Genomic DNA, 22,813 nt, shown 5'->3' on the forward strand with positions numbered 1-22,813 from the left:
TATTATGGAAAGAGAATTAGTTCTTGTCGTTGATTTTGGAGGCCAATATAATCAGCTCATCGCTAGACGTGTAAGAGAAAATCATGTTTATTGTGAAATAGTACCTTATAGTTATTCAGTAGAGCAGATTAAAGAAAAAAACCCTAAAGGAATAATATTTACAGGTGGACCTAACAGTGTTTATGGAGAAGATTCTCCAAAGATAGATAAAGAAATTTTCAACTTAGGAGTTCCAGTACTTGGAATATGTTATGGACACCAACTTATATCTCATACTTTAGGCGGAGTCGTGGAAAGTGCTAAAATAAGAGAGTATGGAAAAACTGAAGTAAAGATAAATAGTAGCTGTTCTCTATTTGAAGGAGTAGATATGGAAGAAAGCTGTTGGATGAGCCATACAGACTTTGTATCAAAAACTCCAGAAGGATTTACAATAGTTGCAGATACTAGTGTGTGCCCTGTGGGAGCAATGGCTAATGAAGAAAAGAAAATATACGGTGTTCAGTTCCATCCAGAAGTAGAACACACACCTTTTGGCAAAAAAATGTTATCAAACTTCCTTTTTAACATCTGCGGATTAAAGGGAGATTGGTCAATGGCTTCTTTTGCTGAAGAAAAAATCAGAGAAGTTAAGGAGTTAGTTGGAGATAAAAAGGTAATATGTGCGCTATCTGGTGGTGTTGATTCATCAGTAGCTGCTCTTATAGTACACAAAGCTATAGGAAAGCAACTAACTTGTATATTTGTTGACCATGGTTTACTAAGAAAAGATGAGGGAGACCAGGTTGAAGAAGTATTTAAACAACAGTTTGATATGAACTTAATAAGAGTAAATGCTCAGGAAAGATTCCTAGGAAAATTAAAGGGAGTATCAGACCCAGAGAGAAAAAGAAAAATTATAGGTGAAGAATTTATAAGAGTATTTGAAGAAGAAGCAAATAAACTAGGAAAAATTGATTTCTTAGTACAAGGAACTATATATGCTGACGTAGTAGAAAGCGGAACTAATACTTCTGCAACTATAAAAAGTCATCACAATGTAGGAGGACTTCCAGAAGACATTGAATTTAAACTTATAGAACCATTAAGAGAATTATTTAAAGACGAAGTTAGAGCAGTAGGAGAAGAATTAGGAATACCTCACAAATTAGTGTGGAGACAGCCTTTCCCAGGACCAGGATTGGCTATAAGAGTATTAGGTGAAATTACTGAAGATAAGTTAGAAATAGTAAGAGAAGCAGATGCTATATTCAGAGAAGAAATAGCTAATGCTGAATTAGATGAAGTGATTTGGCAGTACTTTGCTTGTCTTCCAAACATCAGATCTGTAGGAGTTATGGGAGATGAAAGAACTTATTCTCATACAGTAGCTCTAAGAGCAGTAAATTCAACTGACGGAATGACTTCAGATTGGTCAAGAATACCTTATGAAGTTTTAGATAAGGTTTCTAGAAGAATAGTTAACGAAGTTAAAAACGTAAACAGAATAGTTTATGATATAACTTCAAAACCACCATCAACTATAGAATGGGAATAAAAAACAGAAACCTGATAATGGCTAAAGATAGCTGTTATCAGGTTTTTGTTTTTTATTAACCTCTCTTATGTTCAGATAGTCTACGAAATCGTTCTGTAACATTGGTTATGAATTCCTGTGTCCTGTCATTTAATTGCGCATTGTTTCTTGTTATCACTTCAAAAAGGACACTATTTTCACAGCCTTCAATGGGAACTGATATAACATCGAACATTGCTTCCTGATTTTCGAATTCTCTAATTCCTATGGTATAGAAATTGCTTGTGGAAATGAGATTCATTAAGGTTGCTCGTCCATATACATAGATTATCTTACTTGAGTTGTTGAGATCCTTATGAGATCCTTTTTTCATGATATTGTATATGAAATCCTCATATTGTCCAAGGTATCGAACAAAACCATACTTTTTAAGGGAATCTAGTGATATTATATTTCCTTGCTGAATTAACTCATGCTGCTTTGAAATGCAGATTTCTGGTGCAAACTCTGCGATTTTTTTCCAAGTTAATCCGTTTTTTTCGATGAAAGAATGAATGTTTTTAGTTTGATGGATATCGTAATGGATGACTCCCACATCGGTGTATCCGTTGGCCACATCTATAATTACATCCCTAGTGGTTCCTTCATTTAGAAGATAGGTAAATTTATCGATATTTTCTGTTCTGCTGCAAACTTCATTGAAACTTTCCATAATGTGGGTAAACTTAGTCATGGAAACACGTAACTTATCTGAAATTTTAATATTTGCAGGTGTGAATTTTTTTAAAGCTTCTATTTCGTTTAGTATGGATTTGGAGTGTTTAAGAAAATACTCCCCGGCAGAGTTCAGATTTACTCCTCTGTTAGTTCGATTAAATAGTTCAAATCCGATAGCCTTTTCCAAGTCTTTGATTATATTGCTTAAATGAGGCTGTGATATGTATAATTTCTGTGCGGCTTTGTTAATGGATCCACATTCCGCAACTGTTACAAAACCTTCAAGTTGATTAACATTCAAATTATTACAACCCCTTTCTGATCTTGGTAATGGTAAAAATATGTAAATTATAAAGAATTATATTAGAGTTTATCATATTATAAAAAATATAGCTATAACTTTTTCAAATAATAGCTATATCTTTTAGATATTACCAGATATTAACCAAGTGGGTTAATATAATATATAATAAGGAAATTAAATATATTAGGAAGTAGGTTCATAAAATGGAAATCAAAAATATTGCCGAAGTATTAAATTATGCATTGGAATATGGTCGTAAGCATATAAATAAAGGAAATGTTGCAACGTATATTCCTGAATTAGCGAAAGTGGACAAGAATTTGCTTGGAGTTAGCATAGTGACGATAGATGGCAGGAGATACCATGCAGGAGATTGGCAGCAGGAATTCTCTATTCAAAGCATCTCGAAAACGATTTCTCTAATCTTTGCTCTAGAGCATTTTGGATCAGAATATGTGTTTAGTAAAGTAGGTATGGAATCTTCAGGGGATCCATTTAACTCCCTGGATAAACTTGAAACAAAGAATAAATATCCATCAAATCCTTTTATTAATGCTGGTGCCATCGCTGTAGCTGGATTGATTGCTGATAAATATGAATTTGAGGATTATCTGGCATTGGTACGTAGTCTTTGTGGAAGAGATTCAATTGAAATAGATGAAAACATATACATGTCAGAAAATGAGACAGGCATGTTGAATCGCTCTATGGCATATCTGATGAAGAATAGCGGGGTTCTTGACACGGATGTGGAAGAGACGTTGAAATTTTATTTCAGAATGTGTTCAGTCAAGATAAATACTAATGACTTGGCCAACTATGCATCAATCCTAGCAAACGATGGAGTGGAAGTTAAATCTGGAATTCGATTGATCGATAAATATACTATAAAAATAGTCAAGTCTCTTATGGTGACCTGTGGAATGTATGATGGGTCAGGAGAATTCGCCATTAGGGCAGGGATGCCTGCAAAGAGTGGCGTAGGCGGAGGTATCGTAGCTTCTGCTGAAAATAAAATGGGAATCGGAATTTTCGGACCTGCGATTGACGCTCAGGGAAACAGTATAGGAGGTTATCATATCCTTGAATACCTATCAAATGAGTTAGGGTTACATTGTTTTAGTAGAGAATTAAGCAATGTCGTGTATTAACTAAATAATTTTTGTTTCAATGTTATGGAAAGAAGGTGATCTATGTAGAACTAATTAAACAGCGGTTACAAAATAAGTAACGAAGATGTTACGAAATTTTAAGGAGGGGTCTTATGTACGCAAAATTTATTGGCAGTTTAAGTGGTTTTCTTTATACGTATATTTTACCAATACTATTAATTGGCGGTGGACTGTATTTTTCATTTAAAACTAAATTTGTTCAACTTCGTTTGTTAAAGGAATCTATAAAAATTGTAAATGAACCTGCAGAAAATGAAAAAGCCATGTCCTCATTCCAGGCTTTGATGGTTTCTACAGCTTCCAGAGTTGGAACTGGAAATATTATTGGTGTATCTACAGCAATTTGTATAGGTGGAGCTGGATCAGTATTTTGGATGTGGATTGTAGCTTTTCTAGGTGCATCATCTGCTTTCGTTGAAAGTACTCTTGCACAAATTTACAAGAAACGTGACAAGGACGGTGGTTCCTATGGTGGACCAGCACATTATATTGAAAATGGATTGAAGAATAAGACTTTAGGTATGATTTTTGCAATAATTTTAATTCTAACATATATGGTTGGCTTCAACATGCTAGCAGCATATAATATTAATTCTGCATTTGCAACATATAGTTTTTATAATCCAAAATCAACTCCAATGATTGTAGGAGTAGTTTTAGCAGCGTTGACTGGAGTTAGTATTTTTGGTGGTGGAAAGAAATTAAGTGAGATTGCTTCACTACTTGTTCCAATAATGTCAGTAATGTATATTATCATAGCATTTATCATAATATTTAAAAATATAGGTATTGTTCCAGCAATGTTTGCTGATATATTCTCACAAGCATTTGACTTCAAGGCTATATTTGGTGGTTTCGCTGGATCAGCTATAATGATGGGATTAAAAAGAGGATTATATTCCAATGAAGCGGGTATTGGTTCTGCACCAAATGCTGCAGCTGCAGCTGATGTATCCCATCCAGCAAAACAGGGATTGGTTCAGATGATGTCAGTATATCTAGATACATGGGTAATTTGTACAGCAACTGCAATAATGCTTTTAGCTTCAGGAATTTCTCCAGATCCAGAACTTGCTGGTGCAGCATACAATGTAGCTGCATTGACCAATAACTTCGGAGCGTTCGGACAGCATTTCTTCACATTTGCATTATTCCTATTTGGATTTACAACTTTAATTGGAAATTATTTCTACTCGGAAGCTAACTTGAAATATATATTTGGTGAAAAAACAAGCAAAACCACTTTGAATGTTTTCCGTACTATAGCAGTAGTTGTTATATTATTTGGTACAGGAATGGAATTCGGTGTTGCATGGGATACAGCGGATGTGCTTATGGCAGCGATGGCATTAATTAACATTCCAGCAATATTCATATTGAAAAATCCAGTAATTGCTTGTATGAACGACTATGTTGATCAGAGAAAGAATGGAAAGAATCCAGTGTTCAAAGCTTCTTCCATAAGCTTGAAAGATAAGACAGATTTCTGGAACTAGTCACTCAAGCAAATAAAAAATTAGATACTTGAATAAGGATAAAACCTGATAAAGGCCTAAGTAAGCTTTTATCAGGTTTATTTTATGATATTAAATAGTAGAACCTGTAGTCTTTTTCGATGTGTCATATCCTAATTCATAGTATTGATTATTGTTGAATTCAAAGGTTTTAATTACCTCAAGTCCAAGTTTCTTAGTATGTGCATTATAAGAACGTGGATTGATTTTATTAATAAAAGTAATTAAGATAGGGTATCTTTTATTCATTTGAATTCTTGAGAATTCAAAAAGATTTAAAAGTACTTCTGAACCGCGATAGTCCTTGTGAATGCAAACTGGTCCATATTGATAAGAATTTTCTGTAGAAAGAATTTGACCTAGATACTTTGTATTTGGTAGGTCCTTTATCATATGTTGAAACAGAGGCCACGCCGACCAATATTTCCAAGATGCAGCCATAGCATAAGCCACAACTTTGTCACCATCACAGGCTATAGCAAGTCCATTTTCCTTTTGGATTAATTCCTTAAATTGCTCTTCTGTAAATAAAGTTGTAACAAATCCATTAGCTTTATCCTCTTCGCTTATAGTTGACACATGATACTTTTGTTGTAATTCTGAAATAGCAGGAATATCTTCTAATGTAGCATTTCTATATTTCATTAAAATCTGCCCCTTCCAAATAAATGGTTAAATATCTATTTATTTCCGATTAATTTATATTGTAGTTGATTGTTAGTCTTATGTCTATGGTAATTTTCTTTATAGCAGGAATTTGCATGGGTGCCTTAGTGCTCATGACCTAATATTAATGCTGATTTATTTAGGAAATACTTTAAATCAGTATACAAAGGGAACTTTTAATATTTTCAATATGGACAAACTTGCCACTAAGTAGTAATATTTTCTATATACTACATATTATTGGGGGAGACATGAGTAACAAAAGCAAAGTAATTATATCACTATTAATTTTAACATTAGCAATTGGACTGGGCATATTTATAGGCGTTCTTGCATCGAACCATACAAGTAATAAGACTAATTATGAACTCACTCAGACTACAGAAACTCAAAAACAAGAAGATACATCTGATAAACAAAGTACAGTATCTAACGAACAGGATTTAACTTATACAGATAATGAAACAGATGGCATAATTCAAGCAGACTATTATGATCCTGAATCAGTATTTATGTGTTATACAAAAGAACGATTTACAATAGATTATAATACCATAGATGAGCATTTTAATGTCTATTACAATTATTTAATTGATTATGCTCTTGATAAGGTGGAAAGAGATAAATCTGATTATATTTATAAAATTAAAGCTAAAAAAGAAATAACTACAGTGTCTGAAATTGAAATAACTGAAAGAAAATTAAACCTAACTACTAATATAGAAGGAACCCTTAGAGAAGCAGCTATATATAGAGCTATAGTTAGGGTCAATACTAATGGCGAGGATAGAACAATTTTAGTTAAAGCCATTATGTATAGCTTCGAAGGTGTTTGGTATATAGCCTCCTATTATGAAGAAGAGATCTAGAACAAAAAAGCCTTCTATCACCTGAGTACTTAGCTAAGCTAATGAAACAGTTTAAAATTCCATCACAGGAAGCTTTAAGAGAATTATATAAAATAGTTGAAAATGAAGTGGTTGAAGTAGTAAGTTATAGATAAGTTTTTGATTAATATGCAACTATGGAAGAAGGATTGTATTATTGAAAGTTATCTATTTTTATTAAGTTAACTTCGTTTTTACTAGTGAATAATTGGGTGGGAATAAAATATAGAAAAAGAGCAGATTTTAATATAAGAGTAAAGTCTGCTCTTCTTTATATGCTTGATTAATTTACTCTAATTGGATATATTGCTATAATAAAGATTATAAGACAATGATTGTGGGAGGAGTTATATATGAATAAAATTACTTTAGATTTAAACTATGCAAAGCCTTATTTAAAGGATGAAGAAGTAACGTACTTTCAACCATATATTAATGAGGCTCATAAAATGTTACACGAAGGTACAGGGACGGGGAATGATTATATAGGATGGATAGACTTACCTATTAACTATGATAAAGAAGAATTTAATAGAATTAAGGAAGCGGCAGAAAAAATAAAGAAAAATTCTGAAGTATTAATAGTTATAGGCATAGGGGGCTCATATTTAGGGGCTAGGGCCGCTATTGAAATGTTAAGTAATACTTTTTATAATAACCTACCAGGGAATAAGAGGGAAACTCCAGCTATATTTTATATTGGAAATAATATAAGTTCTACATACACTTATGATTTAATTAATTTGATTAAGGATAGGGATTTCTCTGTAAATGTCATATCAAAGTCAGGCACTACTACAGAACCTGCTATAGCTTTTAGATTGTTAAAAGATCTAATAGAAAAGAAGTATGGTAAAGAAGAAAGTAAAAATAGAATATTCGTAACTACAGATAAGGAAAAGGGAGCATTAAAATCCTTAGCAGATAAAGAGGGCTACCAAACTTTTGTTATACCTGATAATGTAGGAGGAAGATATTCAGTACTTACGGCAGTGGGATTACTACCTATAGCTGTTTCAGGTGTAGACATTGATCAGATGATGAAAGGTGCTAGTGATGCTAGAGAAGATTTCATGGAAAGAGATTTGTATAAAAATCCATGCTATAGATATGCAGCAGCTAGAAATGCTTTATACAGAAAAGGAAAGACTGTAGAAATAATAGCTAATTTTGAACCATGTTTACACTACTTTGGAGAGTGGTGGAAACAGCTGTATGGAGAAAGTGAAGGTAAGGATGGAAAGGGTATATTCCCAGCAGCAGTGGATTTTTCAACGGACCTACACTCTATGGGACAATATATTCAAGATGGACTAAGGATATTATTTGAAACATTTATAAATGTTGAAAAACCAAGGCAAGAAATAATAATTAAAGAAGATAAAGAAAATTTAGATGGGTTGAATTTCTTATCAGATAAGAGTATGGATTTTGTTAATAAGCAAGCATTAAGAGGAACGATGTTAGCTCATAATGATGGAGGAGTACCGGCTATGATAGTTAACATACCAGAGTTAACTCCATATTATTTCGGATATGCTGTATACTTCTTTGAAAAAGCTTGCGGAATAAGTGGGTATCTTATGGGAGTGAACCCATTCGATCAACCAGGAGTAGAAGATTATAAAAATAATATGTTTGCTCTATTGGGTAAACCAGGATTTGAAGATTTAAAGAAAGAATTAGAGAGTAGAGCATAGAGAGGAAAAAGAGTGAGAATAATAGTAGATGCGGACGCTTGTCCGGGAAAAGATATCATTGAAAAAGCTGGAAAAGAAAACAATATTCCAGTTATAATGTATTGCGATATTAATCATATAATAAATAGTGATTATAGCGAGATTAAATACATGGATTGTGGATTTCAAAGCGTAGATATGGCTATTGTAAATGCTGTGAAAGAAAGGGATATAGTCGTTTCTCAAGACTTTGGCGTTGCAGCTATGTGTCTTGGGAAAAAGGCTTACCCAATTAGTCCTAAGGGATATATCTATAGTGATAAAAATATAGATAGATTATTATTTGAAAGGCATTTAGGAGCAAAGGTAAGGAGAGGCGGCGGCAAAACTTCTAACCCTAAGAAGAGGAATAAAGAAGATGATGAAAGGCTTTATAATAATTTAATATACTTAATAGAAAAACTGTGACGCAATTTTACAGATTGAAGAGTTAAAGATTAAGGATGAAGAGTGATGAATGTAATTTTTTTAATCTTCACTTTTCAATCTTAACTTTTAGCCAAATAAAAATTACATAATAATTTTTATCCTCCAAAGTCCTATTACAAATATATGGATACATAGTATAATATAGTCTAGGGATATTTTTATGAGGAGTGGATTCATATGGATGATATAAATATTATATTTAATTTAAATAGTCCTCAAGAAAAGGGTACGGATATAAATATAAAGGTTGAAAATAAAAGCGGTGAGGAGTTATTATATAAATTTTTTATTGGTTCTAATGGGGTTTGGGATATTATACAAGATTTTAACGAATTGAATTGGGTGAATTGGACTCCAGAAGAAGACGGCAAATACACTATAATGGTACAGGCAAAGAAAAAGGATAGCAGTAAGTTATTTGATTACGTTTTAAGAAACGACTATATAATTGGGAAGTCAGAAGAAGCTTTAATATCCTCTTTAAATATTGATAAGAAGGTAGTAAAAGTAGGTGACAAAATTACTGCTACAGTTGTATCTAATAAAGCTCCTATAATGTACAGATATTGGATCAGGGAAGAATATAGTTGGAATTTAATAAAGGATTATTCTACTGAAAATGTAATAGTATTTACAGCAAAAACTCCAGGTAAAAATGAAATATTAGTAGAATGTAAAGATATTAATTCAAAAAATAGTTATGATGATTTTGATAAAATAGACTTCGAGATATTACCATTGGAAAAGGTAGAAATAAAGAATTTCAAGTGTTTAACAAAGGAACTATTTGTAGATAGTGAATTAATATTTCAAGTTGATGTAAACTCTTCAGATAATAGGACAACCCTTTATAAATTTGTAAAAATAAATCCTGATTGTTCAAATGCTTGCATACAAGACTACTCCAATAGAAGAATGGTGAATTTTACTGAAAAAGAAAATGGAGATTATAAATTATTATGTTATGCTAAGGACATGTACTCTCAGAAAGAATACGATGATGTTGCAGCAATAAATTATAAAATAAAAAAGTATAAAAACATAGAGATTAAGAGCTTTACTACAGATAAAATCTCTCCTCAAATTTGTGAAACAGAAATTCTTTTGAAAGCTGTTGTTTTAGGGGGTAGAGATTTACTTTATAGATATATAATTGATGGAAACTATGGTGAAGATTCTGGATATATAAGAGGAGACAGTTATACCTGGATTCCTAAAATGTCAGGAAATTATAAAATAGCATTGTGGGTTAAGGATAATTCCTTTTACGGAAATTATGAATGTATGGAAGAAATTACTTTTGTCATTGACGAAAAGAGTAGAGATTCTGTTGCCATTGAAGAGGTTGTATTAGATAAGGGGAATAATATTATTGTAGGAGAAAGTATTGTAGCCAAAGCAATGGCTACTGGAAGCATGAATTTAAGATATAGTTTCATTATAAAAAAAGATAATGTAGTTAAATCTGTAATAGATTATGGAAATACAAATTGGGCAAGGTTTACTGCTACAGAGGAAGGAAAGTATGAATTAGAAATAAGGGTTAAAGATAAATATTCTACAAGAGAGTATGATAGCCATGAGATTGTATACATAAATGCCTATGAATATCTCCCTTCTACTATTGAATATGTTTTATATGCATCTAAAGATTATTTCTTATGTGGCGATAAAATAACTATGGATGTAGTAACTACTAATGGAAAAGATACATTAGTAAAATACGTGTTAAAAATTAATAGTCATAAGGTTGAAGAAAGTGACTATACTTTCAGCAAGAGATATAGCTTTATTCCAAAGCGTAGCGGAGTATATCTTTTACACATTTATACTAGAAATATAAAAAGTAAGGAATTGTTTGATAGTAAAAGGGACATAAAAATAGAAGTTAAAGATGCATTAATGATTACTGATACAAAGATTAAGTGCGACAAAAGAGAGATTACACTTAATGAACCTGTTATCTTTTCTGTGGATCATAATGGAGGTAAGGATGTATTATATGAATTTTATATGATGGATGACAGAGATTGGATTAAAGTTCAAAGTTATAGTAAGAAGAAGGACTATAGTTTTATACCATTTTCAACAGGAAACTTTAAAATATTAGCTTTATGCAAAAGTAGTTATAGCAAAAACTCTTATGAGGATTACGATGTTTTCGAGTTTGAAATAAAATAGTTAGATTAGATGATAGATAGTAAATAGCAGATGCTAGATAGTAGATAATAGTAGATGTGAGATAGGTGGAGCTTTAAAGGAAAGGATAGGTGATAGTATTGAATATCAATGATTCGCAAAAGGTGGAGAAGTTTGTTCAACTTCAATTATTTAAACAGATACTTGATAAGACTGTTGGAGATTCCCCTGCCTTTGCCATAGTTATGGAAAGTTTAACTAAGGCTATGGGAGGAGATAATAAGAGCTTAATAAATTATATAAATGAAGAAAGAAAAAGTAATGATAATATAGAAGAAATTGTGGAGAAAGCATCTAAAAAGTTTTCTATAGATAAGGATTTAATTATGGCAGTAATAAAGCAAGAATCTGACTTTAATCCTACTGTAACATCTACAGCTGGTGCCATGGGATTGATGCAACTTATGCCTGATACAGCAAAATATTTAGGAGTTAGTGACCCTTATGATATAGAGCAAAATATAAACGGTGGAACTAAATATTTAAGGGAATTATTAGATGTTTATGGAGATCGCAAAGAATTAGCCCTTGCTGCATATAATGCTGGACCTGGCACTTTACAAAATAGAGGTGTAAAAGAAGCATCTCAAATTGAAAGGCTTCCTTACGAAACTAGAGACTATGTTAATAAAGTTATGAAATATTATGGAAAATAAACAGTCAAAAGACTGTTTATTTTTTGTGAGTTTATGGCTATCATATAATTAATAAACAATTTGGAGGTAATAATATTGGAAAGATTAGATAAAATACTAGCTAATTTAGGATACGGTACAAGAAAAGAAGTAAAATCATTAGTAAAGAGTGGAGCTGTAGAAGTAGACAATGTGATAGTCAAGGATTCAGGAATGAATATTGATCCTTATTCATCTATAATAAAAGTAGATGGTGAAGAAGTAAAATATAGAAAGTATATATATTTAATGATGAATAAACCTGCAGGAGTTATTTCAGCAACCTATGATAATCATTGTGAAACAGTCATAGATTTGCTTCTACCAGAACATCAAGCCTTTAATCCTTTTCCAGTAGGAAGATTAGATAAGGATACTGTAGGATTAATTCTTATTACTAATGATGGAGAGTTAAATCATAAGCTAATATCACCTAAATGGAACGTTGACAAAATATATTATGCGGAAATAGACAAGAAAGTAAACGAAGATGATATAAAAGCTTTTGAAAATGGTATAACTCTAGATGACGGATATAAATGCATGCCAGGAAAACTTGAAATAAAAAATGCAAATGATGATGGATCTGAAGTATATGTTACAATACAGGAAGGTAAATTTCACCAAGTAAAAAGAATGTTTGAGGCATTAAATAAAAAAGTAGTATATTTGAAAAGAATTAAATTTGGTAAGCTGGAACTAGATGAATCCTTAGAAGAAGGGACTTATAGAGAAATTACAAAAGAAGAGTTTGAAATGTTAAATAATTTTAAATAGTTAATTAGATGTTTACAAATTAATAAAAAATGAATTTTTTCAAGCATGTTAATAAATTATTAATATTTTTTCTTGCATTACATCTTGAAACTCTTCAATAAATTTTATATAATGAAGTTGCAAGAATAAATAAAAGAATGAATAGCCCCCTTTTATTTATTGAACAACCCATGCCCCAATGGGTTGTTTGCTTTTTTTGTTCATTTTTTTGCAATATACAAAAAATTCAGCCAGTATAGTAGATATATTTTATAATTAATGTTAAAATTTAATTAGTACTATTAATTATTACTATTAATAAGGAGCTGAATGTTGTGAGTGGATATAAATCAAAAATTCAAAATGAAGAAATTGATTTTTTATACGACGCCATATTAAAGTTACAAACGAGGGAAGAATGCTATAGATTTTTTGATGATATTTGTACTATTAATGAAATACAATCGTTGAGTCAAAGAATGCAAGTAGCCAAGATGTTAAAGGATAGAAAAACATATCAAGATATATCCATAACAACAGGTGCTAGTACTGCTACAATAAGTAGAGTAAATAGGTGCTTAAATTATGGTAGTGATGGATATGAAGTTGTACTATCTAGACTAGAAGAAGATAATAAAAAATAAGTAGTATACGTAAGAGGATTGGTAAATTTACCAATCCTCTTTTTGTTTTATATGTATTATTTAATCACATTTATTTATGTAGGAATATAAATGTTAAATATTTTACAATAAAGGAAAATAATATTATCTGGCGAATAATTAAATATTAAATAATATTGTTTTAATATTCTAATAATTTGGGAGGAGAATTCTATGGGAAGCGACAAAACATTCTTAGATAACTATATAGATGATTTGGAAGAGGAAATTGTAGATATCCGAAGAGATTTTCATAAATATGCTGAATCAGGATGGACTGAATTTAGGACTGCCTCAAAAATAGCAAATTATTTAAGTAAATTAGGTTATGAGGTTAAACTAGGGGAAGAAATATTTAAAAAGGAAGATATGATGGGTTTGCCATCGGAAGAAGAGTTAAAACTAAATATAAAAAGAGCTTTATCACAAGGTGGAGCGGAAAAATATATAAGCATGATGAGAGAAGGTTATACAGGGGTAGTAGCAGTACTAGATACTGGTATACCTGGTAAAGTTACTGCATTTAGATTTGATATCGACGCAAATGATGGATTAGAGAGTAGCTCCTCAGAGCATAGACCTTTTAGAGAAGGATTCTCCTCAGTAAATAAAGATTCTATGCACGCTTGTGGACATGATGGACATGCAGCCATTGGATTAGGATTAGCTAAAGTTTTAAAAGAATTCCAAAAGGAATTAAGAGGTAAAATAATATTGATATTTCAACCTGCAGAGGAAGGAACTAGAGGAGCTAAATCAATGGCTAATAGTAATATTTTAGATAATGTTGATTACTTCCTTAGCGGCCATATAGGTTTAATGTCTAATAAATTTGGAGAGATAGCCTGTGGTACAGAAGGATTTTTATCTACAACTAAAATGGATATCATATTTAGAGGAAGGGGATCTCATGCTGGAGTATCTCCTCAAAAAGGAAAAAATGCACTTCTTGGAGCAGCAACAGCTGCATTAAATTTACATACATTGTGCCAACATGAAGAAGGAGTAGGAAGAATAAATGTGGGAGTTTTAAATAGTGGAAAGGGAAGAAATATAATTCCTGATTACGCAATAATGAAGATAGAAACTAGGGGAGAAACTAATAATATCAATGAATATATTACTCAAAGAGCTAAAGAAGTTATAAAAGCTTCAGCTCTTATGCATGATTTGGAATGGGAAATTAAAATTGTAGGAGGAGCAGAGAGCTCCAATAGTGATGAAGAATTATCTGAAGTTTTTAAAGAGGAAGTAAAAAATATTAAAGGGATAGAAAGTATAGTGGATCGCGTGAAACTTACGGGCTCTGAAGATGTAACTTACATGATGAATAAGGTTCAAGAAAAAGGGGGCAAAGCGGTATACGTAATTTTTGGGACAAAAATTGCAGCAGATCATCATAATAATTCCTTTGATTTTGATGAAGGAGTATTAAAAATAGCCATAAAAGCATATGCGCATACTGCAATAAAATTAAATGGAAAGGAGGACGGAGATAATTAAAGCTTGAACCTTGACATATTAATATTAATTATTGGGGGAATGAGCATGAATACTGAAAAAAGTTTAGCTAATCAAAAAAAAGCTGGAGGATTTCTTGGTTGGGTTGAAAGAGTAGGTAACAAAATACCTCATCCATTTATACTATTCATATGGCTTATAGTTATAGTATGGGTAGCTTCCCTTATATGTTCAATTATGGGGGTAAGTGTAGAGAATCCTGTAGATGGAAAAGTTGTTGCAGTTAAGAACTTACTTTCTGGTGAAGGTATAAGATACATGTTAGAAAATATGATTAAAAACTTCACTAGTTTTGCTCCACTAGGATTAGTTCTAACTATGACTCTAGGTATAGGCCTTGCAGAGCAGGTTGGATTTATGACAACTTTCATGAAAGAGACAATACTTGGTTCTTCACCAAAGGTAATTACTTTTATGATTATGTTAATTGGTATATGTGGAAATATAGCTTCTGATGCTGCTATAGTTGTTATTCCAGCTATTGCCGCAGTAATATTTGTTTCCATAGGTAGGCATCCACTTGCAGGTATAGCATTAGGCTATGCTTCAACTACAGCAGGATTTAGCGCTAACTTAATGATAGCGGGGACAGATGCATTGCTTGCAGGTATAACCACAGAGGCATTACAAATCGTAAATAAGGGCGGGGAAGTAACACCGGTAAGTAACTGGTTTTTCATGGCAGTCTCAACATTTATCTTAGCAATTATAGGTACAGTTATTTCAGAAAAGATTATAGAGCCAAGATTAGGGGAATACAGGGGCAAAAAGCAGATTAAAAATGAAGAAGTAACATCACAAGAAAAGAAGGGGTTAAGAAAAGCGGGAATAGGAGCCTTAGTCTATGTATTGGTGATATTAGCTGTAATAATTCCTAAAAATAGCTTCTTAAGAGATCCTAAAACAGGCTCATTAATACCATCTCCTTTCTTAAATTCAATAATACCATTACTGTTATTTTTATTCATTATAGTTTCATATATCTATGGTAAAGAGGTAGGTAAGATAAAAAAATTTGCAGATGTGCCCAAATACATGGGAATAGCTATAAAAGACATGGCTTCATATATTGTATTGGTATTTGTTATAGGACAGTTCATAGCTTACTTCAACTGGAGTAATTTAGGTTATGTTATAGCTGTAAATGGAGCTAATGGATTGAAAGCAGCTAATTTAACGGGAATTCCATTGTTTATATTATTTATACTATTCGTAGCATTTGTAAACCTATTTATTGGAAGTGGTTCTGCAAAGTGGTCATTACTTGCACCAATATTTGTTCCTATGTTTTACCTATTAGACTATAACCCAGCATTAACACAAATGTTATATAGAATAGGAGACTCTACAACTAATATTATATCTCCATTATTTCCATACTTTCCGATCATATTAGCACTAATTAATGAGTATGATGAAGAAGCAGGGGTAGGTACTGTGTTATCTTTAATGATACCTTATAGTTTAATCATGCTTGTAACTTGGATAGTATTTGCCATGTCTTGGTATGCATTAGGTTTACCACTAGGGCCAGGAGCTCCTATAAGATAATATTAAATTTATATTAGATGATATTTTAATCTAGATGATGATTAGTTAAAAATACAGAAATTTAGCGATTGTTCAATTGGGGGTGTTTTATTTTGACTAAAGAGTTAATCGATAAGTTAGTAGATAAAAATTTGGAGGATGTTATAAATATTAGAAGGGATATACATGCTCATCCTGAGATTGGAATGAATGAGCATAGGACTGCTGATGTTGTATATAAAAATCTCCAAGGATTAGGTTTGAAAGTAGAAAAAGGTATTGGTAAGACAGGTGTAGTTGCTCTTTTAGAAGGAAAAAAAGAAGGGAAAACAATTTTGCTTAGAGCTGATATGGATGCGCTTCCTATAAATGAGCTAACGGATCTACCATTTAAATCACAAAATAAAGATATAATGCATGCTTGTGGTCACGATGTTCATACTTCAATACTTTTAGGAGCGGCAAAGGTATTGTCAAATATGAAGGATAGCATAGAAGGAAATATAAAATTCGTATTCCAACCTGCAGAGGAATGCAATCCAACTGGCGGGGCAAATTACATGATAGAAGATGGAGTTTTAGAAAATCCTAAGGTAGATGCAGCTATTGCTCTTCATGTTTGGGATGTGCCCCTAGGTAAAGTAGGAGTAAAAAAAGGGGCTATTATGGCTCAGTCTGATAGAATATTTATAAAAGTAAAGGGGAAGAGTGCCCATGGTTCTGCACCTCATCAAGGAGTTGATGCTATTGTAGGAGCGGCGCATGTAATAACTGCTCTGCAGACTATAGTAAGCAGAAACATAAGCCCTCTTGATAGTGCTGTAGTTAGTTTAGGTATTATACAAGGAGGGTATAGGTATAATGTAATACCTGATGAGGTAAATTTGGAAGGAACAGTTAGAACCTTCGCACCACACATAGCAGCTATGATGCCAGAAAGAATTGAGAGTATAGTAAAAAGTATTTGTGAGGCATTAGGTTGTGATTATGAGTTTAAATATGTAAATGGATATCCATTAACTTATAATGATGAAGAGCTTACAGAGAAGGTTATGGAGTCTTTAAAATATTCTATAGGGGAAGAAAATTTAATTATACCGCAATATCCGGCAACAGGAGGTGAAGATTTTTCCTTCTTTAACCAATATATACCTTGTACCTTTATGTGGTTAGGATGTAAATCCGAAATAAATGAAGATTGTTGCGTAGTTCATAACCCTAATTTCATTTGTGATGAGAGAGCTATACCAGTTGGGATAAAGGTATTATGCAATACGGCAATAGATTTGTTAAAATAGAATGAAATCTAGTTTATATATTTATTGGATAAATATAAGATAATATAAAAGATTGGTTTAGAGGTAAATTTTAAACCAATCTTTTTAAACGTTTTATTAAAATAAATATTAAAGGTGATTAAAGAGGTAGTTAAGTGATATAATATAAACTGATTCATTATATTTGAGTTATTAGGAAACAGGGAGTGAAAGATTAATGGATTTAAGCAAATTATTAAATAAGGAGCAACTTGATGCTGCAACTACTGTGCAAGGTCCCTTGCTTATATTGGCAGGAGCAGGTTCAGGTAAGACTAGAGTTTTAACTTATAGAATAGCTCACTTGATAAAAAATTTAGATGTATATCCTTCTCAAATATTAGCTATTACCTTTACAAATAAAGCAGCAAATGAAATGAAGGAAAGGGTAAAAAATATTGTTGGAAATGAAGCAGATAATATGTGGATATCAACTTTTCATTCTAGCTGTGTAAAGATATTAAGAAGAGAAGCTGAAAAAATTGGTTATAATAAAAATTTTGCTATATATGATAGCTATGACCAAAAAACTTTAGCTAAGGAATGTTTAAAGGAATTAAATATAAGTGATAAAGATTTTGATGAAAAATCAGCTTTAAATAAAATTGGAGAGTTTAAAGATAATTTAATCTCACCAGAAGAGGTAATTAAAAAGGGAGAAAGTAATTATAGATTAAAAAAATTAGGAGATATTTACTCACTATATCAAAAAAAGCTTAAAAATAATAATGCCATGGATTTTGATGATTTAATATTTAAAACCGTTGAACTTTTTAAAAAGAATCCAGATGTTCTAGAATTTTACGGAAGAAAGTTCAAATATATAATGGTGGATGAGTATCAAGATACTAATAGATCACAGTATGAATTGACACGATTACTAGCTTCTTCTCATAAAAATATATGCGTTGTAGGTGATGATGATCAGTGTATTTATGCATGGAGAGGTGCAGATGTAAGAAATATTTTAGAATTTGAAAAAGATTACCCAAATACTAAAATAGTAAAGCTTGAGCAAAACTACAGATCAGTAAGTAATATATTAGATGCAGCTAATGGTGTTATAAAAAACAATAGCTATAGAAAAATTAAAGTTTTAAGGACAAATAATGAAAAAGGTGAAAAAATTAAAATCTATAGAGGGTATTCAGATATAGAAGAAGTACAATTTATTTCATCAGAAATTAAAAAGATATCAGGGGAAGAAAATAAAAGTTATAAGGATTTTGGAATATTATACAGAACTAATGCACAATCACGTATTTTTGAAGAAGCATTTATGAGAAATAAGATACCTTATAAAATTATTGGAGGATTAAAGTTCTATGACAGAAAAGAAATAAAGGATATAATGTCATATCTAAAATTAATAAATAATCCTCTAGATGATGTTAGCTTAAAAAGAGTAATAAATGTTCCTAAAAGAGGGATAGGTGATAGTACTGTAGACAAGGTTCAATCTTTTGCATCATCCATGGAAGAGTGTATGTATAGCGTTTTATTAGATGTAGACAGTATAGGACTATCAGCAAGAGCAGTAGCTTCCATCAATAAGTTTATAAGCTTAATAAATAGCTTTATAAGAAAAAGAGATGAAATAAACGTATCAAAATTAATAGAAGAGATATTGCAGAGCACAGGATATATGGAGGAATTACAAAAAACTAATAATATTGAGGATTTAAGTAGGATTGAAAATTTAAAAGAACTAGTGTCTGCTGCTGTGCATTTTGAAAGCAATTCAGAAGATAAAAGTCTATCTGCATTTTTAGAACAGGTTACCTTAGTTTCAGATGTAGATAATTATGATGAAGAATCTGAAGCAGTGGTATTGATGACAGTTCATAGTTCTAAAGGCTTGGAATTCCCTGTAGTATTTATGGCTGGAATGGAGAATGGAATATTTCCGGGGATACAATCCTTAGAAGATGAGGAAGAGATGGAGGAGTCTAGAAGACTTTGCTATGTTGGAATAACAAGAGCTAAAGAAAAGCTATATATGACATCCGCAGAAAGAAGAACTATTTTTGGTAGAACTGTAGCCTACGCTGAGTCAGAATTTATTAATGAGGTAGCTATAGATTTAAAAGAAAATATAAATTTAAATAAAAATAATTATAATACCTATTATAATAAAAGAAACGTATATACAAATAGAGAGTTTTCGAATATTAATAATACAGCATTAAATAAAATAGAAAATACAAATGAAATAAAGATTAAAGACGATAATGAAGAAAATAAATTGACTGCGGATCAAGTAAGGCCTGGGAAAAAGGTGAAACATGATAAGTTTGGAGTGGGAACTGTAGTGAGTGCTATTCCAAGTGGAGGAGATTTAAAGCTTACAGTAGCTTTTGATAAAATGGGAGTAAAAATATTGATGCTGAGTATGGCACCTTTAGAAGCAGTTTAGAGGGGGATGTATTTTGAGTAAAGATAATAAAGAGATAGACGGAATGATAGACAGGATATATTCTCTAGTAGAAGAATTAAATAAATATGCTCATGAATACTATGTGTTAGATAATCCTTCAATATCAGATAAAGAGTATGATAAAAAATATGATGAATTGGTACAGCTAGAGAAAGAAACTGGATTTATGCTACCATATTCTCCTACTCAAAGAGTTGGAGATAGGATATTAGCGCAATTTGAAAAATATCAACACAAAGGACCGTTGTGGAGTTTAGACAAATCACAGAATATAAATGGCTTGACTGAATGGCATAACAGAAATGTTAAAGCTGTACTTCAATATAATAGTACCCATGAAGACAAATTACCTCTACCATCATATATATTGACAAAAAAGTTCGATGGACTTACTATAAATTGTACCTATGATGAGAATGGTATACTAGTAAAAGCTGCCACTAGAGGAACAGGGGTAATAGGAGAGAATATTACAGAGCAGGCGAAGACAATTAAGTCCTTGCCACTTAAAATTAACAATAATTATGCTTTTGAAATTCATGGAGAAGCTATAATGACCAAAAAAGCTTTTGAAGAATATAATAAAAGTGCAGCTATTCCGTTAAAAAATTTAAGAAATGGAGCAGCAGGTGCTCTTAGAAATTTAAATGTTAAAGAGACGGCAAATAGAAATTTATCAGCATTTTTTTACGATATAGGTTATAGCGAAGGAGAACCCTTTGAGACGTATACAGAAATGTTAGATTTTATAAAAGAAATGGGTTTCCCTGTAGATACATATATTAAAAATTGTAACTCTATAGAAGAAATTCAAAAAGAAATAGAATATATAAACAGCATTAGAAATGAATTAGACTATGAGATAGATGGAATTGTAATAGCTATAGATCATATAAAAACTAGAGAAATATTAGGATACACAATAAAATTTCCTAAATGGGCTATTGCATATAAATTCGAAGCAGAGGAAGCTACTACTACTTTATTGGAGGTAGAGTGGAATGTAGGTAGAAGTGGACGAGTAACACCTACAGCTATTTTAGAGCCTATAGAGCTAGGGGGAGCGACGGTTAAAAGAGCTACTTTGAATAATATGGATGACATAAAAAGAAAAAATGTCAAAATAGGTAGTGAAGTATATGTTAGAAGATCTAATGATGTTATACCAGAAATAATGGGTGTAGTTGAGGATAGCATACATAATGGACTAGAAATTCAAGCACCTGAAAACTGTCCATATTGTAATAGTCAATTAATTCAAGATGGTGTACATTTATTTTGTGAAAATACTCTATCTTGTAAACCGCAGATGGTTAAAAGTATAGTGCATTTTGCAAATAGGGAAGCTATGAATATAGAGGGATTTAGCGAAAAAACAGCAGAGCAATTCTTTGAAAAATTAAATATAAAATCTATTGGAGATTTATATAGAATAAAAAAAGAAGAATTATTAACATTAGACAAGTTTGGAGAAAAGAAAGCTAGCAATATTTTAAATGCAATAGAAGGTAGCAAAAATCCCGAATTATCCTCATTCATATACGCGCTAGGTATTCCTAATGTTGGTAAGAAAACTGCTAAAGACTTAGTGAAGCATTTGAAAACTCTAGAAAATATAAAGAATGCTTCTTTTGAGGAATTAACATCTATCAAAGATATTGGAGAAAAAGTAGCTTATAGTATAATAGATTTCTTTAAACAGGAGAAAATAATTAATAGTTTAAATGAGTTATTGGACATAGGCATAAATCCTATAACTGATGAGATGAGTGTAGAGGAAGATAGTCCATTTAAAGATACAACAATAGTAGTTACTGGTTCTTTAGAAAACTATGGAAGAACAGAAATAAAGGAAAAACTAGAGGGTTTAGGAGCAAAAGTATCTAGCAGTGTCAGCAAAAAAACTAACTATGTTTTAGTTGGGAAAGAGCCTGGTTCTAAATATGAAAAGGCTATTGAATTGGGAGTTAAAACAATAAATGAAGAAGAATTCGAACAAATGATTAGAAATTAAGGACATATAGATAAAGAATTGGAGGAGTAGAGATGGGAAGAACTATTAGTATATTAGGATGGGTTTCTGTGTTTTTTACTACAGTAGCCATAATATTGACTATGCTTACAACTTATCAATTTGTTTATATTAAGTACTTTAATAGCTACTATACTTTGCAATGGTGTCTCTTCTTTACCATGGTGATCTGGACTGTAAAATTTATAGATTTAAAAAATATTAAAAAGATGTATCCTATCGTTTGTAGCATATTAGCAGCAGGAAGTATGTTTTTTATATTTATGAAAGTGTATTAAATGTAGCAAGATATCAACAAACTCTTTTGAGATGTTGATATCTTTTTGCATATGATTCAGTATGTAAAAAATAATTTTTATGATACAATATATATGTTATTTTTGAGTAGTTATAAAATTTTCTAAGAAAGTGAGGGAGTGGAATGTCGATTACTAAAAAAGATGTAGAACATGTAAGTGAATTAGCAAGAGTGGAATTAAAAGAAGAAGAAAAGGAAGCTTTAATTGAAGATTTGAATAAAGTATTAGCATATATGGAGAAATTAGATGAACTTGATACTGACGATGTAGATATAATTGTAAATCCATATTATGCAGAAAATGTATTTAGAGAAGATAAGACAGAACCTTCTATGAAAATAGAAGAGGTGTTATCAAATGCTCCAGAAAAATTAGAAGGATATGTATTAGTTCCTCAGATTCTTGATGGAGAATAATTTTAGAAGAGGGAGGTAATTGGAATT

19 protein-coding genes are annotated in these 22,813 nt (G+C 31.4%); 17 read left to right on the forward strand and 2 right to left on the reverse strand.

From position 1 onward, the window contains the following. Positions 1-4: 4 nt before the first annotated feature. Entirely contained in the window at positions 5-1,537 is a 1,533-nt protein-coding gene (gene guaA, locus KQI86_RS13480) for a glutamine-hydrolyzing GMP synthase (protein ID WP_216439900.1), read from the forward strand. A gap of 55 nt (positions 1,538-1,592) precedes the next feature. On the opposite strand, the gene KQI86_RS13485 is transcribed toward guaA, so the two are convergent. Continuing rightward, the gene (locus KQI86_RS13485; RefSeq protein WP_216439901.1) at positions 1,593-2,534 is read right to left on the reverse strand and encodes a LysR family transcriptional regulator; all 942 of its coding nucleotides are present in this window, start codon (positions 2,532-2,534) and stop codon (positions 1,593-1,595) included. A 221-nt stretch (positions 2,535-2,755) separates the two neighbouring features. On the opposite strand from KQI86_RS13485, the gene glsA reads away from it, so the two are divergent. Together glsA and KQI86_RS13495 are read left to right on the forward strand one after the other, a co-directional pair. After that, positions 2,756-3,688 (forward strand): glutaminase A, encoded by a 933-nt coding sequence (gene glsA / locus KQI86_RS13490; RefSeq protein ID WP_425514385.1) that lies wholly within the window; start codon positions 2,756-2,758, stop codon positions 3,686-3,688. A gap of 113 nt (positions 3,689-3,801) precedes the next feature. After that, a complete protein-coding gene (locus tag KQI86_RS13495) occupies positions 3,802-5,205 on the forward strand; it encodes an alanine/glycine:cation symporter family protein (protein WP_216439903.1) in 1,404 nt (467 codons plus the stop codon). A gap of 90 nt (positions 5,206-5,295) precedes the next feature. Here KQI86_RS13495 and KQI86_RS13500 read toward each other — a convergent pair whose 3' ends face one another. Further along, entirely contained in the window at positions 5,296-5,868 is a 573-nt protein-coding gene (locus KQI86_RS13500) for a GNAT family N-acetyltransferase (RefSeq protein WP_216439904.1), read from the reverse strand. A gap of 272 nt (positions 5,869-6,140) precedes the next feature. Between KQI86_RS13500 and KQI86_RS13505 the strand changes: the two genes are divergently transcribed. From KQI86_RS13505 to gatC, 14 genes are all read left to right on the forward strand, one after another. Beyond that, entirely contained in the window at positions 6,141-6,758 is a 618-nt protein-coding gene (locus tag KQI86_RS13505) for a hypothetical protein (RefSeq protein ID WP_216439905.1), read from the forward strand. 371 nt (positions 6,759-7,129) lie between these two features. Further along, entirely contained in the window at positions 7,130-8,476 is a 1,347-nt protein-coding gene (locus tag KQI86_RS13510) for a glucose-6-phosphate isomerase (protein ID WP_216439906.1), read from the forward strand. A gap of 12 nt (positions 8,477-8,488) precedes the next feature. After that, positions 8,489-8,923 (forward strand): YaiI/YqxD family protein, encoded by a 435-nt coding sequence (locus tag KQI86_RS13515; RefSeq protein WP_216439907.1) that lies wholly within the window; start codon positions 8,489-8,491, stop codon positions 8,921-8,923. 198 nt (positions 8,924-9,121) lie between these two features. Further along, positions 9,122-11,125, forward strand: a complete 2,004-nt coding sequence (locus tag KQI86_RS13520; protein WP_216439908.1) for a triple tyrosine motif-containing protein — start codon at positions 9,122-9,124, stop codon at positions 11,123-11,125. Between the two features lie 98 nt (positions 11,126-11,223). Next, positions 11,224-11,799, forward strand: coding sequence for a lytic transglycosylase domain-containing protein (locus tag KQI86_RS13525; RefSeq protein WP_246582840.1), 576 nt, complete (start codon positions 11,224-11,226; stop codon positions 11,797-11,799). Between the two features lie 75 nt (positions 11,800-11,874). Continuing rightward, positions 11,875-12,594, forward strand: a complete 720-nt coding sequence (locus KQI86_RS13530; RefSeq protein WP_216439909.1) for a pseudouridine synthase — start codon at positions 11,875-11,877, stop codon at positions 12,592-12,594. A gap of 314 nt (positions 12,595-12,908) precedes the next feature. Continuing rightward, entirely contained in the window at positions 12,909-13,217 is a 309-nt protein-coding gene (locus tag KQI86_RS13535) for a YerC/YecD family TrpR-related protein (RefSeq protein ID WP_216439910.1), read from the forward strand. A gap of 192 nt (positions 13,218-13,409) precedes the next feature. Next, on the forward strand, positions 13,410-14,738 hold the full coding sequence (locus KQI86_RS13540) for an amidohydrolase (RefSeq protein ID WP_216439911.1): 1,329 nt from the start codon (positions 13,410-13,412) through the stop codon (positions 14,736-14,738). 45 nt (positions 14,739-14,783) lie between these two features. Beyond that, positions 14,784-16,307 (forward strand): AbgT family transporter, encoded by a 1,524-nt coding sequence (locus KQI86_RS13545; protein ID WP_216439912.1) that lies wholly within the window; start codon positions 14,784-14,786, stop codon positions 16,305-16,307. A 92-nt stretch (positions 16,308-16,399) separates the two neighbouring features. After that, the gene (locus KQI86_RS13550) at positions 16,400-17,584 is read left to right on the forward strand and encodes a M20 metallopeptidase family protein (RefSeq protein ID WP_216439913.1); all 1,185 of its coding nucleotides are present in this window, start codon (positions 16,400-16,402) and stop codon (positions 17,582-17,584) included. Between the two features lie 196 nt (positions 17,585-17,780). Next, positions 17,781-20,018 carry a DNA helicase PcrA gene (pcrA, locus tag KQI86_RS13555; protein WP_216439914.1) on the forward strand — a complete coding sequence of 746 codons (2,238 nt, stop codon included), beginning with the start codon at positions 17,781-17,783 and terminating at the stop codon, positions 20,016-20,018. A 43-nt stretch (positions 20,019-20,061) separates the two neighbouring features. Then, positions 20,062-22,053: an NAD-dependent DNA ligase LigA gene (ligA, locus tag KQI86_RS13560; protein WP_216440238.1), complete on the forward strand. Its 1,992-nt coding sequence runs from the start codon at positions 20,062-20,064 to the stop codon at positions 22,051-22,053. Between the two features lie 32 nt (positions 22,054-22,085). Beyond that, on the forward strand, positions 22,086-22,349 hold the full coding sequence (locus tag KQI86_RS13565; RefSeq protein WP_216439915.1) for a hypothetical protein: 264 nt from the start codon (positions 22,086-22,088) through the stop codon (positions 22,347-22,349). Between the two features lie 143 nt (positions 22,350-22,492). Then, positions 22,493-22,786, forward strand: coding sequence for an Asp-tRNA(Asn)/Glu-tRNA(Gln) amidotransferase subunit GatC (gatC, locus tag KQI86_RS13570; protein ID WP_216439916.1), 294 nt, complete (start codon positions 22,493-22,495; stop codon positions 22,784-22,786). Positions 22,787-22,813 lie beyond the last annotated feature (27 nt).

The organism is Clostridium mobile (assembly GCF_018918285.1).
GTDB lineage: Bacteria > Bacillota > Clostridia > Clostridiales > Clostridiaceae > Clostridium_AW > Clostridium_AW mobile.